Annotated in this window: 14 protein-coding genes; 11 read left to right on the top strand and 3 right to left on the bottom strand. The window is 63.4% G+C overall.

Features of this window, described 5'->3' with window-relative positions:
• Nucleotides 1–2 precede the first annotated feature (2 nt).
• The 3 genes from EKH55_RS17665 to EKH55_RS17655 form a co-directional block, all read right to left on the bottom strand.
• Nucleotides 3–1,025, bottom strand: a complete 1,023-nt coding sequence (locus EKH55_RS17665) for an LLM class flavin-dependent oxidoreductase (RefSeq protein WP_151613862.1) — start codon at nt 1,023–1,025, stop codon at nt 3–5.
• A 250-nt stretch (nt 1,026–1,275) separates the two neighbouring features.
• Complete coding sequence (locus EKH55_RS17660; protein ID WP_151612038.1) at nt 1,276–2,391, bottom strand: hypothetical protein; 1,116 nt, start codon at nt 2,389–2,391, stop codon at nt 1,276–1,278.
• Nucleotides 2,388–3,095, bottom strand: coding sequence for a N5-glutamine methyltransferase family protein (locus tag EKH55_RS17655; RefSeq protein ID WP_427915857.1), 708 nt, complete (start codon nt 3,093–3,095; stop codon nt 2,388–2,390). The genes EKH55_RS17660 and EKH55_RS17655 overlap by 4 nt, the downstream gene beginning before the upstream one ends.
• 193 nt (nt 3,096–3,288) lie before the next feature.
• Here EKH55_RS17655 and EKH55_RS17650 point away from each other — a divergent pair, with 193 nt between their 5' ends.
• The 11 genes from EKH55_RS17650 (at nt 3,289) to EKH55_RS17600 (ending at nt 16,983) form a co-directional block, all read left to right on the top strand.
• Nucleotides 3,289–4,608 (top strand): lipopolysaccharide biosynthesis protein, encoded by a 1,320-nt coding sequence (locus EKH55_RS17650; RefSeq protein WP_151612036.1) that lies wholly within the window; start codon nt 3,289–3,291, stop codon nt 4,606–4,608.
• Nucleotides 4,605–5,753: a GNAT family protein gene (locus EKH55_RS17645; RefSeq protein WP_069461131.1), complete on the top strand. Its 1,149-nt coding sequence runs from the start codon at nt 4,605–4,607 to the stop codon at nt 5,751–5,753. Before EKH55_RS17650 ends, EKH55_RS17645 begins: the two co-directional genes overlap by 4 nt.
• Nucleotides 5,754–5,902: 149 nt before the next feature.
• The gene (locus EKH55_RS17640) at nt 5,903–7,468 is read left to right on the top strand and encodes a GumC family protein (protein ID WP_151612035.1); all 1,566 of its coding nucleotides are present in this window, start codon (nt 5,903–5,905) and stop codon (nt 7,466–7,468) included.
• A 13-nt stretch (nt 7,469–7,481) separates the two neighbouring features.
• Nucleotides 7,482–8,810 carry an O-antigen ligase family protein gene (locus EKH55_RS17635; RefSeq protein ID WP_151612033.1) on the top strand — a complete coding sequence of 443 codons (1,329 nt, stop codon included), beginning with the start codon at nt 7,482–7,484 and terminating at the stop codon, nt 8,808–8,810.
• Nucleotides 8,803–9,558: a polysaccharide deacetylase family protein gene (locus EKH55_RS17630; RefSeq protein WP_151612031.1), complete on the top strand. Its 756-nt coding sequence runs from the start codon at nt 8,803–8,805 to the stop codon at nt 9,556–9,558. Before EKH55_RS17635 ends, EKH55_RS17630 begins: the two co-directional genes overlap by 8 nt.
• 11 nt (nt 9,559–9,569) lie before the next feature.
• On the top strand, nt 9,570–10,811 hold the full coding sequence (locus EKH55_RS17625; RefSeq protein ID WP_151612029.1) for a glycosyltransferase family 4 protein: 1,242 nt from the start codon (nt 9,570–9,572) through the stop codon (nt 10,809–10,811).
• Nucleotides 10,812–11,089: 278 nt separating this feature from the next.
• Entirely contained in the window at nt 11,090–12,187 is a 1,098-nt protein-coding gene (locus tag EKH55_RS17620; RefSeq protein WP_245314795.1) for a glycosyltransferase family 4 protein, read from the top strand.
• A gap of 16 nt (nt 12,188–12,203) precedes the next feature.
• Nucleotides 12,204–12,596, top strand: coding sequence for a VanZ family protein (locus tag EKH55_RS17615; protein WP_151613860.1), 393 nt, complete (start codon nt 12,204–12,206; stop codon nt 12,594–12,596).
• 14 nt (nt 12,597–12,610) lie between these two features.
• Nucleotides 12,611–13,609 carry a glycosyltransferase family 2 protein gene (locus tag EKH55_RS17610; RefSeq protein WP_151612028.1) on the top strand — a complete coding sequence of 333 codons (999 nt, stop codon included), beginning with the start codon at nt 12,611–12,613 and terminating at the stop codon, nt 13,607–13,609.
• On the top strand, nt 13,606–15,783 hold the full coding sequence (locus EKH55_RS17605) for a glycoside hydrolase (protein WP_151612026.1): 2,178 nt from the start codon (nt 13,606–13,608) through the stop codon (nt 15,781–15,783). The genes EKH55_RS17610 and EKH55_RS17605 overlap by 4 nt, the downstream gene beginning before the upstream one ends.
• Nucleotides 15,784–15,960: 177 nt before the next feature.
• A complete protein-coding gene (locus tag EKH55_RS17600) occupies nt 15,961–16,983 on the top strand; it encodes a capsular polysaccharide export protein, LipB/KpsS family (protein WP_151612024.1) in 1,023 nt (340 codons plus the stop codon).
• The last annotated feature ends 92 nt before the right edge of the window (nt 16,984–17,075 follow it).

Below are 17,075 nucleotides of genomic sequence, written 5' to 3'. Positions count from 1 at the left end.
CGTCACCGCCAGCCAAGCGCGGGCGCGACGTGGGTGAGGATAGTTTCGATCACATGCGCGTTGTAGTCCACGCCAAGCTGATTGGGGACGGTCAGGAGAAGCGTATCGGCTTCTGCGATCGCTTCATCCTTCGCCAGTTGCTCGATGAGGCGGTCTGGCTCAGCGGCGTAGCTGCGACCGAAAATCGCCCGCGTCTTGTCATCGATGAAGCCGATCTTGTCCTCGTCCGGATTGCCGTGGCCGAAAAAGGCGCGGTCGTGGTCATTGACCAGCGCGAAGATGCTGCGGCTGACGGACACGCGCGGCTCGCGCTCGTGGCCGGCAGCCTTCCAGGCTTCGCGGAATGCCCGGATCTGATCGGCCTGCTGGACATGGAAGGGAAGGCCGGTCTCGTCGTCCTTGAGCGTGGAACTTTGCAGGTTCATGCCACGCTTGGCAGCCCAGACCGCGGTGGCGTTCGAGCCGGCGCCCCACCAGATTCGTTCGCGCAGTCCCGGGGAATGGGGCTCCAGGCGGAGCAGCCCCGGCGGATTGGGAAACATCGGCCGCGGATTGGGCTCGGCGAAGCCTTCGCCGCGAAGAAGGTCGAGCAGGACGTCCGCGTGACGCCGGGCCATATCGGACTCGTTCTCGCCTTCCGGGGGCGCGTAGCCGAAGTAGCGCCAGCCGTCGATCACCTGCTCGGGAGATCCGCGGCTGATGCCGAGCTGCAGGCGACCGCCGGCGATCAGATCGGCCGCGCCGGCGTCCTCCGCCATATAGAGCGGGTTCTCGTAGCGCATGTCGATGACCGCCGTACCGATCTCGATGCGGCTCGTTTTCGCGCCGACGGCGGCCAGCAGAGGGAAGGGCGAAGCGAGCTGGCGGGCGAAATGGTGCACGCGGAAATAGGCGCCGTCCGCTCCGAGTTCCTCTGCTGCGACAGCAAGGTCGATGGACTGCAGGAGCGCGTCTGAGGCAGACCGCGTCTGCGACTGGGGAGAGGGCGTCCAGTGCCCGAACGACAGGAAACCGATTTTTTTCATGGTCATGCCTTTCAACTGTTCGAACGGTGCGCCATGGCGCGATGGGATCGTGGATATTAACGCGTTATCTCTGGTGCCTCTGAGGACAGCTGATCAAGTGTGTTCGATTTCGACGGCGCGAACGCCCCGGCGCCAAGAAAACCTGGCCAGTGAGTATCAAGGGGCCCGCGGAAGATATCACTATCGCGCCAGGCGGTGGGCAGCGGAGGCGAATACGCCGACGATGCCGGTCGAGTGCCCCCTTCGCCTGTCACTTGTCGAACCGGCCGCCGATCAGCCGGCTCCAATGTTCGCCGGCGAGCCCGTTGATGAAGCCCTGCGAGTGTCGAAATGCCTCGAGGAGTTTTTCGTCACGCGCGTGAATGACCGTCGAGGCCGCGTGGACGAAACCGATCCGACGTCCCATCATCGCCTCGAGAAGCGCGGGCTGGGTCCTCCCGTTCACGGCCGCGGCGCCGCGAGCGGCGGCATGGTCGATCAGACAGTCGAGCACCAAGCCGGCTTGTCCCGGTAGCGCGAGAACCTGGAGAACTCGGGCAATTCCCCCGGTGCGCATGTGATAGAAGAAGGCACCGACGGGCGCGGTGCGCGCCTTGACGACGGCAAGATGGGCGTCGCCATAGTCCGGCTTCTCGGTCGCATCTGCTAGAATGTGGGCGAATTGAGCTCCGGTCCAGGCCGGCTGCACGGCGAACTGTCGGGTCAGCAGCGGGAAGAGTTCGGCAAAGCTTTCCCGATCTATATCTGCGACCTGCAGGGTGCCCTTCGTACTCGCCTCCGCCGGCACGGCAGACCAGCGCAGGTCGCCCCGGGTCATCTTGCCGCGATATCGCCCGTCGAATGCGCGAGCGAGCGGAGCCAGGCTGCGGGCTAGGCGCAGCCGGCGAGTAACGAGTTCCAGTGTGAAGGTGGCCGGGCGAATGACACGCACCCAATCTAGGCTGTATTGCGGCAGCACCATGCCACGCAGCCGCGTCCACATTTGCGTCGAAATCTCGCTGGCGGTCTCGCTGAAGGAAAGGTCCTGCGGGCCGGCAAGAAAGGCTTTCAGGAGCCGGGCGCCGGCCATCGGGTCGCTGTCGCGATTCTCGACCATCAGAGACCCGCAGATCGCGGCGCGCAGGCTTCGGCCATTGTGACGCATGGGTAGCACATTGACCCCGACGAAGCCGGACACCCGGCCTGCATCGTTGACATGCACGAGCGGCGCAATTTCCGGATCTGAGCCGGGGGCCTCCAGGTAGAGGTGGCGCAGATAGGCGGTGAGCGCCTGAGGTGGCGCCTCGTCGCTTTTGCGGAAGATTTTCTGGAAAAGGCCGGCGACGGCGGTGATGTCTTCCGACCTCAGCGGACGGATGTCGCTCATCGATTGCCCTCGAGTCCGGCGAGCTTGCACGTGATGGCGACGCGGGGCTTGCCCGCCGCGTCCTCGGCAAAGCGCACCGCCTCGTAGGCTTTCGTGCGGGCGAGGAGGGCGGCAGCCTGCCGATCCTGACCTTCTCCGAATTCGAAGAGCAGCCAGCCACCGGGTTTCAGAAAGGCGCCCGCCTCGCGGATCAGCCTCTGGTGGATGGAGATGCCATATGGGCCGCCGTCGAAGGCTTCGCGCGGCTCCGCGTCGAGGAGGTGGGCGCTGTCGCCCTCCAGGCGGGCGGTTGAGATATAGGGTGGGTTGCAGACGATCATGTCGACCGCGCCTTCGAGATCTTCCCCAGAGAGGGCGGCGAAAAGATCTCCCTGCCGAATAAAGACGCGATCCTGGAGCGAGAGGCGCTCGGCATTGCGCCGGGCGAGGGCGACCGTGCTGTCGGTCAGGTCCGCCCCCCAAACCCGCGCCGAGGGAACGTCCGCAGCGATTGCCAAGGCGAGATTGCCGGATCCGCAGCACATGTCGACGATCGATGCCGGCCCCGCACGGTCTCGCAGGACGGCGACAGCGCTGCGTCCAAGCAGTTCCGTCTCTTCCCGCGGCACGAGCACGTCTGGCGCAAGCTCGAGTTCGATCTCCATAAATCGGACAAGGGGCGGTCGGCCGTCGGCCGGGCGGGTCTCATTGTCGTCCTGCAGCACGAATGCTCCTTCGATCGTCGGATGGCTTCGCGGACCCTAGCGCAGTGAGGTAAACGGAAGCTGAAATGCAAATGAGCTGCTCCTGTTAACCGCACAATCACCTCTCAGCGCTAAGTTGCGCGGCAACCGGCGAAAGCGGGTGGCGAGAAGCCACTCCCACGCTGAGTATCGTTACGAGTGCAAGGCTGATTGGATGGCTTCGGAACGCGCGACGGAACCGAAAGGCTACAGGGCCCTTCTGCCGATGCTTCTCTCCTATGCTGCATCCAGCGGCAGCCTCGTCATCAGTTCTGCGGCCCAGCTCCTTACCTTTGCCATTCTCGCGCGTTGGCTCGGCGTCGACGAGTTCAGCGTCTTCGTCGCCGTAACGGCCGTCGCCAATATCGCCGTGCACCTCTGCGGGCTCGGTGCGATGGAATGCCTCGTGCGCCGGGTCGCCCGCGACCGGACGATCTATCCCGTGATGCTCGGTCACAACATCATTCTGACGGTCGCCAGCGGTACGGTGTTGATACTCATGGGCACGCTCATTCTGCCCTTCTTCTTCAGCCTGTCGCCGGATCCGGTCACGAACATTGCCATGGTGATGCTGATGCTCGTCACCAATATCGTGCTGGTCCGGGTGATCGTGCTCGCCGAACAGATCTTTCTCGCCCATTCCGACTTCACCTCGGCCAATACAGTTGTCGTCGGCTTTGCCGTGGCGCGTACGGTGGCGGCCGCTCTCGCCTGCATCGTCTTCGGCGTTTCGACAGTCGCCGCCTGGGCCGTCTGGCAGTTCCTCAGCCACGTTCTTGTCGCGCTGCTGTGCCTGCAGGTCCTCAAGCGCCTCGGAAGCCCACGCTATGCCATCGTGAGGGAGGAGCTGCCACAGGGCCTCTACTTTGCCATTCCCTTCATTCTGCGTGCGCTTCGCCAGAATGCGGATCTTCTCGTCCTGAGCCTCGTCGCCAGCGCTGAGCTCGTTTCGAGCTACAGCGTCGCCCGTCGAATGCTGGAAAGCAGCTATCTGTCAGTGGAGGCGCTCAACCGGCTCATCTATCCCGGCTCTGCCAGGCTGTCGGCCGCAGGGCTGCACCACGCGCTTGAGCGCGTGCTGCGTGTACTCGCCGCAGCGACGGTCATCGGCGTTGCGGCAGCGGTCACAGTCTTCCTGCTGGCGCCGGTACTGCCTTATCTCTTCGGCACGGAATACGTCTCGCTCGTCGGCTTCGTTCGAATTCTCTGCTGGGTGGTCGTGCCGCTCGCGATCTGGTCCGTGGCCGTGGAAGCACTGGGCGCCTCCGGCTACCACGCTCCGCGTGCGACGGTGATGGGTCTAGGCAGCATTGCCGGCGCCGGCCTTGCCGCCTGGGCCAGCTGGTACGCACCCCCCACCGGAACGCTCATCTCGTTCTACGTAATCGAGGCTGCCATGGTGGCTGCCGCCTGGGGCGTGTTCCTGCACTTCGTGCGGCGCGACCGCGAGAGCGCCGCCCGGCGGGTGCTTGCTCCCGGCGAGGCTGGCGCATGATGGTCGAGTTGCCGCAGGCGCGGTCTTTCCCGGCCGCCGATGGCTATGGCGACAGCAAGACTTCGATCCGGGCCATGGAACGGGCAGACCTGCCGGCCGTTGCAAGATTGTTCAACAAGGTCTTCCGCCAGCAGGATCGCGACGCCGGGGACGATCTGATCCGGTATCTGGAAGCCGTGTTTTTCGGCAGCCCGCATTATGCACCGGAACATGGCAGCGTCGTGCATGATAGTAGCGATGGCCGTATAGACAGTGCCCTCCTCTCGGTGCCGATGGAGTTCACCGTGCATGGCCGGCGCATGGTGGCCCGCCTTCTCTGCGCCTTCATGGTCGACGGCAGGGCTGGCGCCGCCGGTGCGGCGCGGCTTGCCCGCACAGTCCGGGCGGCGCGGCAGGAAATGTGCTTCTCCGACAGCTCCTCACCGGTGAGCGCCGATCACTGCACGGCAGGCGGCGGCATCATTCTGCCGATCCAGAGTCTGGAGTGGCGGCGCGCCTTCCGGCCGCTTGCCGCGGCGGCGTTGCTCGCTGGACGCCAGATGCCCCTCCTTGCTTCGGGCCCGGTGATCGGCGCCTTCGGATGGGTCGACCGAGCGCTCCGCCGGTGGCGGTCTTCGCTCAAAGCCGAATTCGCCTTGGGATGCCGCACTGAGGCCGCGAGTCTCGACGCATTCTTCGAGTGCGCCGTGCCAATGCTGGAGCGGTTTTCGGTTCGTCCAAGCTGGTCCAAGTGCGAATTCGACTGGCTGGCCAGCGTCGCCTCGCGAAATCGAAGTCTCGGGACGCTGCAAAGCAGGATCGTCCGCTCCGACGACGGCAGGGCGATTGGCGCTTTCCTCTTTTTCGGAAAGGCGAAGCGGGTTGCCCATGTGCTCAATGTTCTATGCGAGACTGGAAGGGAACTCGATGTCACCACCGCGATGTTCGCGAGCCTCGACGAGGACGGTTACGCGGTTGCGGCCGGCATGGGCCAGCCATTCTTGATGAACGCCATTTTGCGCCAGCGCTGGCTTTCTTTCCGGCATCGCGGCTACTTCTGCATGGTGACCCGTCATGCGGAAATCAAGGAAGCGGCCCTCGGCAACGACATCTATATCGGCGGGCTTGCGTCGGAAAGCTGGAGCAGGCTGCTGACCGATTTCTGATCGCCGGCCGTCGGCGGGGCTTTCGATGAAAGGTTACCGAGCATCGGCGCGATTAACCGAATGTTCACCCTGCGAGCCTAAATCTTAATCATTACTGCGCGCTGCAGGGGGTGTGCTCTATTGCGAGCACGCGTGGGGAAAGACGAGGGATGTACCGGCCGAGCGAGCCCGAGGGACAAAGATTGCGCCTTGAGACGCGCTTTGAGCGGCCGCGCTCGCGCGGCGGGTCGCTGCTCGATCTCCTCCCGGATCGCCCCGAACCATCCACGATCCCTGCTCCGATCGTTGCACGGTCTCAGGGCATAGCGGACCCTGTGCCGTCACGAGTTAGCGATTATTTTCCCGGGCTTCCTCTGCTGGGCAGCATCGGGATCGATCACATCGTCGCCTGGCTGCGCGACGGCTTTCGCTGGATCGTTCTTGCACTCTTCGTCTGTGTCGCCGGTGCCCTCGGCTATGCGATGACGGCGACTCCGCGCTACACGGTCTATACCGACATTGTTGTCGATCCTGCGAACCTCAATGTCGTCAGCGACGACGTCTTCATGAGCAATCCGCAGCGCGATGCGCAATTGCTGGAGGTCGAAAGCAAGCTCAGGACGCTGACGTCGAGGAACGTCCTGGAACGCGTCATCAGTAAGCTGCGGTTGACGGAAGACCCGGAATACGTCAAGCCGACGCCGCTTTCGGCACTGATGGCTCTCTTTTCATCGCAGCATGCGAAGGCCGGCAAGGAACTGGCCGCCATGCGGGCACTCTCCGAGCGGGTCGAGGCGCGCCGCGAGGAACGCTCCTTCGTAGTCGTCCTGAAAGTCTGGAGCGAGGCACCGGACAATGCTGTGACGCTCGCAGATGCGATGGTCGATGCCTTTGAGGCGGAACTCTTCCAATCGGCCGCCGAGAGTGCCGGCCGCGTGGCGGAAAACCTCAATGCGCGGCTCGATCAACTGCGCCGGAGCGTGACCGAGGCGGAAAAGAAGGTCGAGGATTTCCGGCGGGCCAATAGACTGCTGTCGGCCAATGGCGAACTTGTCAGCAATCAGCTGTCAGGCGAACTCAACACCCAGGTCCTCGAAGCGCAGCAGCGCTTCATCCAGGCGGAAACCCGTTACAAGCAGATGAGCGCGGCGATCGCGCAAGGGCAGACCGCCAGCGCCTCGGTCTTCGAGTCGGCCGACATGACCAATCTCCGCCAGCAGTTCAACACCGTGCAGCAGCAGATCGGCGCAATGCAGCTTACCTATGGCGAGAGGCACCCGCGTCTCGCCGCGGCGCGCTCGGAGCGCACGACGCTCGAGGCGGCGATCAATCAGGAGGCGCGGCGCATAGCGGAACGCGCGAAGGCCGATTTCGATCGGGAACGCTCGTCTCTCGATGCCTTGCGGGTGAAAGCGAACGACGAGAGGTCGAACGTCTTTACCGACAATGACGCGCAGGTTCATCTTCGCGATCTCGAACGCGACGCGCGCACCAAGGCGGCGGTGTATGAAACGCATCTCGCCCGCGCGCAACAGATCACCGAACGCCAGCAGATCGATACCACAAACATCCGCGTCATCTCGCGTGCGCTGCCGCCGGAGTCGCGAAGCTGGCCACCGCGCACGGTCATCCTGCTGATCGGCGGCGCCGTGGCGGGCCTTGGGATCGGCGTTACCCTGGCTCTTGGCCTCGGCCTGTGGCGATATCTTCGCGCCCAACAGCGCGCGACCGGCTAGGGCTGCGGGCGCCATGAGCGACACCGGCTTCGAGGAGATCAGTGCGCAGGCCGTGAGGCTGCGCGTTGCCGCCTTCCTTTTCATGGCCCTCTTCCTGTTCCTGTGGGTCTCGATCGATCCTTATGTCGACCTCACGGGCGAGGCCGTGCTCGATCCCTCAGCTGGAAACTCCAACCGGCTGAACCAGATTCTCGCGCTGTTCGTGACCGCCGGGATGTTGGGCTACGGACTGCTCCACCCGATGCGCGGCATCATCCTGCAGCCTCGGGTGCTGCTGGCACTGCTTTATGCCTGGTTCTTCTTCGTCTCCGTGATCTCCGTCCACCCGATGCTGGGGATCAAGGGCATTATTCTTTCGACGATGATGACGCTCAATGCCAGCATCTATCTGCTGCTGCCGGCCTCCGAGCGCCACTTCGCCAAGATGCTCGGCATCGGCACACTGATCATGCTCGGCTTTGCTTATTATGGCGTTCTGCTCAAGCCGACGCTGGCCATCCATCAGGCATCGGAACTGCGCGAGCCGATGAATGCGGGGCTTTGGCGCGGCCATTTCCCGCACAAGAACAGCGCGGCCGCGGCCATGGTGCTCGCCGCCTTCTTCGGGCTTTTCGTCATGAACAGCTGGTCGCGCGTCGCGGGGCTTGCGATCGTGGGGCTTTCCTTTCTTTTCTTGATCAATACCGGCGGCAAGACGTCGACAGCAATGCTGCCGGCGATCCTCTTGCTCGCCTGGCTCTTCGAAAGACTGCGCTTTCTGCGTGTCCCGATCGTTATCGGTGGTGTCGGGCTGTTCAATCTCTTCGCCGTCGGCTCGGCTGTCTTCAGGCCGCTCGGCGAATTCATCGCCGGGCTCGGCATCGATGCGACCTTCACAAACCGTGCCGACATCTGGCGTTTCGCCTTTTCGGCGCTCGCCGAACGCCCTTTAACCGGCCATGGCTTCAAGGGATTCTGGCAGACGGAGGAACTGGTCTATAGCGGCGGCACGATCGAGACCTGGGCCGTGGCCGCCGCCAACGGCCATAATTCCTATCTGGATATCGCGCTGACCACCGGTTTCCCAGGGCTCGTCCTGACGCTGACTTGGCTCGTCGTGCTGCCGCTGCGCAATATCTCGCGTATCGCCCCTGATCGTGCGCATTCGCATCTGACGCGACTCTTCATTCGTATCTGGCTCTATACGATCTTCCACGCCGGCCTCGAGAGCCTCTTCTTCGAGGGCGGCAGTCTGATCTGGTTCACCTTCATGTTTGCACTTTATGGTTTGCAACTGCAGTCGAGCGCCGCGCTGAACGTTGCGCCTGCTGCCGTGAATAGGAGTCGAGTTGCTCATGCTTGAATGGCAGGGATGGATCGGTTCGCTCGTGGACCGCATGGCAAACCGGCTGATCTGGAACCTCGCCCGTGGACGGCGCGAGCTCGAGACGGATGTGCCTCTTGTCTCCTTCACCTTCGACGACGTGCCGGATAGCGCGCTGAACGAGGGCGCGTCCATTCTCGAGCGGCACGGCGTTCGCGGCACCTTCTATATCGCGGGCGGACTGGCTGGAAAGATCGAGCCGGACCGGACGCTGATCACACGGGAAGGATGCGGCGAGATTCTTGCGCGGGGCCATGAAATCGGTTGCCACACCTATGCACATCGCCGGATACGCGACATTCGCCGCCTCGACGACGATCTCGATCGGAATGCGCACTATCTGAAGAGCGTCGGTGTCCCGGAGCCGGCGCGCAACTTCGCTTTCCCCTATAATGCTGCCTGGCCGCCGGCCCGGGCCGTGATGCGCAGGCGCTACCGGACCTGTCGCGGCGCCGGCGAGGCGATCAATCGCGGCGTTGTCGACCCGTTGATGATCAAGGCCGTGGAAATCCGGCAGCCGGAACAGCATGCAAGAGACTTGACACGGTGGATCGACGATATCGCCGATCGGCCCGGCTGGCTCGTCTTCTACACCCACGACATCGCACCGCGGCCGACGCCCTACGGCTGCAGGCCGGAAACCTTCGAGCACCTCGTCCGCTACGCGGTCGGCAAGGGATGCCGCGTGCTCCCCGTCGATCGGGCGCTTGACGCGCTCAACTGGTAGGGAGCAGTACCGTGCCCACGCCAGACGCTGCCGGAAAACGCCTGCTGGCGATCAACAACTATTACTACCGGCGCGGCGGGGCCGAGGCGGTGTTCTTCGATCATATGCACATGTTCGGCGAGCTTGGATGGGATGTCGTTCCCTTCGCCATGCAGCACGAGCAGAACGAAGCCTCGCCCTGGTCGGACTATTTCGTTTCCGAGATCGAGTATGGCCGCAGGACCGGCCCCTTGCGCAAGTTGGCTCAGGCAGCGAGTGTCATCTATTCAGTCGAGGCCCAGCGAAAGATCGGCCGATTGGTAGACCGCACCCGGCCGTCTGTCGCCCATGCCCATAACGTCTACCACCATCTTTCGCCGGCGATCTTCTCCACGCTGAAGGTCGCGGGCATTCCGGTCGTGATGACGGTGCATGACCTGAAGCTCGCCTGCCCTTCTTATAAGATGCTGCGCGCCGGCAAGGTTTGCGAAGACTGTCGCGGGGGCAGGATCTACAATGTGCTCCGTCACCGTTGCGTCAAGGATTCGCTGCCGTTGAGCGCGGTCGTATTCGCGGAGAGCATGCTGCACCGGATGCTCGGGCTCTATCGAGACAAGGTGGACCGGCTGGTAGTGCCGAGCAGTTTCTATCTGGAAAAGCTCGTCGAATGGGGTTGGCCGCGCGAGAAGATGGTCCATATTCCCAATTTCGTCGATGTTTCCGGCTTGCGCTGTGACTGGCAGGAGAGCAACTATTTCGTTTTTGCCGGGCGGCTCGCTCCGGAAAAGGGGATCGAAACCTTGATCCGGGCAATCGCGCTTGCGGGAGAACGGCTCGTCATTGCCGGGACCGGGCCCGAAGAGGAAAGCCTTCGGCAACTGGCCGGCGAACTCGGTGCTGACGTGACCTTCGCAGGCTATCTCTCCGGCGAGAAATTGCATCGGCTGATCGGTGAATCCCGCGCACTCGTGCTGCCGTCGGAATGGTACGAGAACGCACCGATCAGCGTGCTCGAGACCTACGCGCTCGGCCGACCTGTCATCGGCGCGGCGATTGGTGGCATTCCCGAAATGGTGCGGGAGGGAACGGGGCTCCTGGCGCTCTCGGGAGACGTCGAAGACCTCGCAGGTGCGCTGCGCCGGATGGCAGCACTTTCGCCGGAGGAGCGCGCGCGCATGGGTGCCGAAGGCCGGGCCTGGATCGACCGCGACTTTTCCGCAGCCGCCTATCGGTCGAGGACCTTGGAGCTCTACGCGACGCTGGGCGTCGCCTGACGGTCGAGCAGTACGTCCGATTTTCGGCCATCTGCGTAAAAATTTAGTGATGTTCTTACGCCGACCGAAAGTGCTCAGCCTTTAGAGGGAATGTTCATCAGGGAACCTCCCGGGACGTTACCATCATGAGCAGTAGGTCTGCAGTGCAGCGCGTTGAAAATCCGCAACAGGCGCCGCTTGCGGTGAGTTTGAGCGGCCAGGGGTTCTCGGACCAAGAGTTCGACGGGTTTTCGCCGCGCCTGCAATCCGCCGCCAGAACAGGCGCACGGCAGCGGGTGATGATGCTGGGGCTGCGCGGAATTCCGAATGTGCAGGGCGGCGTCGAAAAGCATGTCGAAATGCTTGCGGCCAAGCTGGCGGCGCAAGGCTGGGAAATCGAGGTCGTGGGACGGCGGCGCTATCTGGCGCAGTCCCCACTTTCGTCCCGGGACGGGGTCCGCGTCTTTCCGATCTGGGCGCCGCGGAGGATGGCGCTTGAAGCAATCGTGCACACCTTCCTCGGCGTGTGTTTCGCCGCCGTTCGGCGTCCCGACATCCTGCACATCCACGCCATCGGCCCGGCTCTGATGGTGCCGCTCGCGCGGCTGTTCGGCTTGAAAGTTGTCGTCACCCATCACGGCTATGACTACGACCGGCAGAAATGGGGCGGCTTTGCCAAGAGCATGCTGAAGCTCGGTGAGCGCCTGGGCATGAGGCTTGCGCATGGGCGCATCGCGATTTCGAGAGAAATCGTGGAAGCGATGGGTGCGCGCTACCGCGTGCCCGTCTCCTTCGTGCCAAATGGCGTCGCCGTCCCGTCACTGTGCGGCGAGAGCGGCATTCTCGAGGAGTTCGGACTGGCGCGACGCCGTTATGTGTTGCTTGCTGCGCGACTGGTGCCCGAAAAGCGACAGATCGACCTGATCAGGGCTTTCGCAAAGCTCGGCGATGCCGGCTTCAAGCTCGTGCTCGCGGGTGGCGCCGAATTCGAGACGCCCTATGCCCGAGAGGTGAGGGCGGTCGCGAGCGATGTACCGGGCGTCGTCCTTACGGGCTTCCAGACCGGTGACCGGCTAACGGACCTCTTCGCCAATGCGGCGCTCTTCGTCCTGCCTTCCAGTCACGAGGGCATGCCGATAGCGCTACTGGAGGCTATGGGCTATGGTTTGCCCGTGCTGGCAAGCGACATCGTTGCCAATCGCGAGCTTGGCCTGGCGGCCGAAGACTATTTTCCCCTCGGCGATACAGAGGCACTCTCCGCGGCCATTGCCGGCAAACTCGAGAATCTGCCGGGCGAAGAAGAGGTACTCGCTCGCATGGCGCATGTCGAAGCGACCCATAGCTGGACGAGCGTCGCGCGGAAGACGCTTGCTGTCTATGGGGCGCTGAATCGATAGGGTAGGCAGTCGAATGATGAATTTCAGGCGCGCTGTCTCCCTGGTCGCATGGCTCCTGCTTGCTGTGGTCGTCTATTCCACGCTGTCGCCGGTCGGCATGCGGCCGCATATCGGCAACTGGGTGCAATTCGAAAGGTTCGGCGCCTACGGGGCGCTCGGGCTCAGTTTTGCCATGGCCTATCCGAGGCGGAGGGGGCTCGTTCTGACAGTGCTTCTGGCCGGCGCGGCCGGTCTTGAGCTGCTGCAGATGGTTTTGCCCGACCGGCACGCGCGGTTCGGCGACCTTGCAGTCAAGATGGCGGGCACGGCATGCGGCGTATGCGTGGCGTGGCTCTCTGTCCGCTATGCGCAGCGATTCCGGCTGGCCGAGTCTGGAGCGGTGCGGAAAGCAAATCCTGACGGATCGTGAGCCGAGGGGGCATCTTGACTATATCGGTTATTATCAAGACCTTGAATGAGGAAAAGCGCATTGCCGCGACGATCGAAAGCGCGCTCGTGGCGCTTGAGGGCAAGGGCGGCGAGATCATCGTCGCCGACAGCGGCTCGGCCGATCGCACGATCGAGATCGCCGCGCGCTATCCCGTTATCATCGCGCAGATTGCTGCGCCTGCGCGGCCGAGCTGCGGGATCGGTCCGCAACTGGGCTTTCAATATTCCCGTGGCGAACATGTCTGCCTCATCGACGGAGACATGCTACTCGATGACGGCTTTCTCGACGACGCCGTCCGCTTCCTTGCCGACAATCCCGCGATTGCGGGCGTGACGGGGCATGTCGAGGAGATGCACGTCGCCAATCTCGAATTCGCGCGACGTGTCAACCGCAACGCACCCGAAAACCGCACGGGAGGGATAGATCGCATGAACGGCGGGGGCCTCTATCGGCGTTGCGCGATCGAGGAGGTGGGCTATCTCTCGGATCGGAACCTGCATGGTTACGAGGAATTCGATCTCGGCATCCGGCTGCGTAACGCCGGTTGGGGGCTCCATCGCCTCGACCGCCGTTTCGTCCAGCACTTCGGCCACAGCGTGAATTCCTATCGGTTGCTGATTCGCCGCTGGAAGAGCAAATATCTCTTCGGGATCGGCGAGCTCCTGCGCGCCTCGCTCGGGAAGCCCTATTTCCCTGAGCTTTTGAGGGAACTGCCCGAGCTCAGGCTTTGGGCGCTCGTCCACCTCTGGTGGCTCTTCTGTCTTTGGCTTCTCCTATTCCTGCCCGATAAGATCATGGCGTTTACTGCCGTCGCCGCCATGCTACTTGGTGTCGTTGCCCTTGCCGGCGTCAAGAAGCGCAGCCTCGGCATGGGGCTTTATACAGTCGTCGCCTGGTTCTTCCATGCCGCCGCTCTGCCGGTTGGCTTGCTTCGGAGCCGTCAGCCGCCGGACGCTCCGATCGAGAGCAGAATACTCGGAAAGCGGGCATGAAGATCGCCAGCCTTGTCGCCGCGACGACGATCGCCTGCGGCTGTTGGGCGCCCCTGGCAAGCGCCTCGGACGATTGGGTACCCGTTCGCGAAATCTCGCTTGAAATGAAGGCCGGAAGCCCGCTCGACTTTTCGCCCTTCCTGCCGAACGGGCCGATCGATGCCGGGCATCGCCTCGTCGCCGGAGCCGGAGGACGGCTGGCCTATGCGGCCGCGCCGAAAGAGCCGGTTCGGATGTTCTGCGCATCGCTTGCCTGGAGCCCGGCGTCCGGCGGCTTTCCGGATCATGACGGCGCCGACCGATACGCGCGCCAGCTTGCGCTCCATGGCTATAATGTGGCGCGGCTTCACTTCACCGATGCAAGCCTGATGCACGATCGCCGGAAGGATTTCGATTTCGATCCGGGGACGCTGGACCGCATCCATTATCTGCTCGCGGCACTGAAGCGCAACGGCATCTACTGGATCATCGACGGTCTTTCATCGTCGCGCGGCGCCTATGGTGGCCACGACGACCGCTGGGAGGCGAATGGCGATCTCAAGCTCCGCCTGCATCTCGACGATGAGGCGTTCCAGCACTGGAAGACGCTGCAGGAGAGATTTCTTGCGGTGGTCAATCCCTATACCGGGACTGCGCCCATTCGCGACGAAGCGCTGGCACTCGTAATTCTCGTTAATGAAAACGGCATCGAGTTCGACAGCGTCGTGCACGAGCGTTTCGGCAAACCGCATTACGACGCGGCGCTCGCCGCTCCCTTCAACCGTTGGCTCGCAAGGCGCTACCGGTCGACCGGCGCCCTGGCACAAGCCTGGGGAGACCTCAGCGACGGCGAACAGCTCGAAGCGGGAACGGTGGAACTCCCGGCCGACCGCTATAGGGATGGCGCACGCATGCGCGACCTGCAGGCGTTCTTCATTGAAATGGAACAGGCTTCCGTCGCGCGAATGAGCAAGGTATTGCGCGACCTCGGCTATCAGGGCCTGATCAGCAGCTACAACAATTGGCCGACGGTACAGACGGAATTGACCCGGCGTGATCTCGATGCGGCCACAATGAACACCTATCACGATTGGGTTGGCGGCTATGCGCCGGGCAGCGCCCTGTTGCAGGCGAGTTCCATCGACGACGGAGCCAATTACATGCGGATGGCGGCCGCCGCGCGCTGGCTTGGGAAGCCGTTTGTCGTCACTGAATACGACCACCTCTTCTGGAACCGCTACCGTTATGAGGCCGGCCTTGTCATGCCGGCCTATGCCGCTCTTCAGGGCTGGGATGCGCTCTGCCGTCACGGCCACGGACCGATCGCGCTCGCCTACGGCGAACCCTATCCGCACAAGCGTGCAATGCTTCCCTATGCGATCGCTCTCGATCCGGTCGCCCGTGCCGGCGAGACGCTGGCCGCGCTCCTTTATCGCCGGGGTGACATCGCCGAGTCGGGCATTACGATTCCCTATGCGGTGCGCGGCGAGCAGGATCTTTCAGAGGACATGCAGGCACGGGAGCCCGAGCGGCTGACGGATTTGGCGCTGATCGGCAGGATCGGATTGCTCTGGGAGGACGACTTGGACGAAGAAATCGGTGTCGGCCAGCCGCGCCCTGACGATGCCGGGGGCGTTATGGAGCACTTGCGCAGCAGCGGGCGCCTGCCCCCTGGCAATCGCACCGATATCGCACACGGGCGCTACGAGAGCGATACCGGAGAGATACTGCTCGATCGCCCGACCGGACAACTCCGGATCTCGACGCCAGCGACCGAAGCGGCGGCGTTTTCCTCGCTGCGCGAGCCGATCGATCTCGGCACGCTCCGTATCGAACAGGCGGACGGCAATGGTCTTGTCGCGCTTTCGGTGATCGACGGCGACAACACGCTTAACGAGAGTCGTCGGCTGCTTTTGATCTTCGCGACGGATGCCCAGAACACCGACATGGTCTTTCGCGATAGCGAGGAGCGCATCATCGAAGACTTCGGCAGGCTGCCGGTCCTGATCCGCAAGGGCCGCGTCGACTTGGCCCTGTCGAGGACGGCGCCAAAGTGGCGCGTCTCGCCCGTTGGTCTCGACGGAACCGTCTATCCGCCGGTGCATGCGGGTACCGATGCCGTCACCTTCCGCCTTTCCAACGACACGCCCTATGGGCCGACGACCTACTTCCTTATCGAGCTCGACGGTGGCTGATATCATGGGCAAGAATGCTGGCTGAGCCCGAAACCGGATCCGATTTCCGGAAAGCGACCATTGCGCGTCTGAAAAGACGCGCGGCGCTGAAGGCGATTGCATTTCCATGCCTAACCTGATTTCTGATGCGGCGTCGGCCGGAGGGTCGATGAGAGGCGGGTATGGGTGAGGCAACTGATGGATGATTTTCCCGAGATCATCGGCAAGGCCTGGTGGCCGAAGCAGAGCATGCGGCTCGGGGCGACGTTCTTCGTGCGCCGGGCCTTCCCTTGGCTCGGCCGCTATTTTGGAGATAAACCACTTGTCTCGACCCTGTTGCCGGGGATCGAGGGCATCGTTTCCTGGGGCGGGCGCATTCCTGCAAAGACGGCGATGGCGATCGCCGGCGCCCGACGGCTGCCGCATTGGCACCTGGAGGATGGCTTCCTGCGTTCGGTCGGCCTGGGCAAAGACGGTGCCGCTCCGGTCTCGATCATTGCCGACGACCTGGCGCTGCCGGTCGACGGCGGACGGGCATCGCGCCTTGAACTGTTGATCGCCGAGGCGGCGGGCGGCGGGCACGACGCCGCCGGAAAGCAGATCCGCGAGCGTATGGTCCGCCATAGGCTTTCGAAATACAACAACCTGCCGCATCGCCAGCCACGGATCGAGCGTGGCAGAAGCCGGCGCGTCCTCCTCGTCGACCAGGTCGTGGGCGACGTCTCGGTCGAACGGGCGCTTGGCAGCCGTCGCTCCTTCGACCGGATGCTCGACGACGCTCTCGCGAGCGGCGCGCAGTGCATCGTTCGCACGCATCCCGACGTGATGGCCGGCTATCGGAAAGGCTACATGACCGAGCGCGCGGCCCGGACATGCGGTGTGATCCTGCTCGCCGACAAAGTCTCGGTCGCCTCTATCCTCGATGTCGTCGACGAGGTCTGGACGGTCTCCAGCCAGGTCGGGTTCGATGCCCTGCTGCGGAGGATGCCTGTCCGCTCCTATGCCGTGCCCTTCTATGCCGGATGGGGACTGACGGATGACCGCGCTGCGCCGGTCGCGCAAGCGGCACTGGCGCGCCGGGCGGCGGCCAGACCATCGATCGATGCGCTGACCGCCGCAGCGCTCGCGCTTTATCCGAGCTATCGCAATCCGGTGACTTGGCAACCGATGGACATATTTGAGGCGATCGATCTCCTGGTCGCCGCAATCGAGCGAGACTGACGAGCGCCGGCTATGCGATTGCGCATTGACCGCACTCGGTACAAGCCGCGCCATCGGCTTGAACAGCGCCTCCTCACATCTTGGAGGATGGC

It is taken from the genome of Sinorhizobium alkalisoli (assembly GCF_008932245.1).
GTDB lineage: Bacteria > Pseudomonadota > Alphaproteobacteria > Rhizobiales > Rhizobiaceae > Sinorhizobium > Sinorhizobium alkalisoli.
This window is presented reverse-complemented; position numbering and strand designations above follow the sequence as displayed.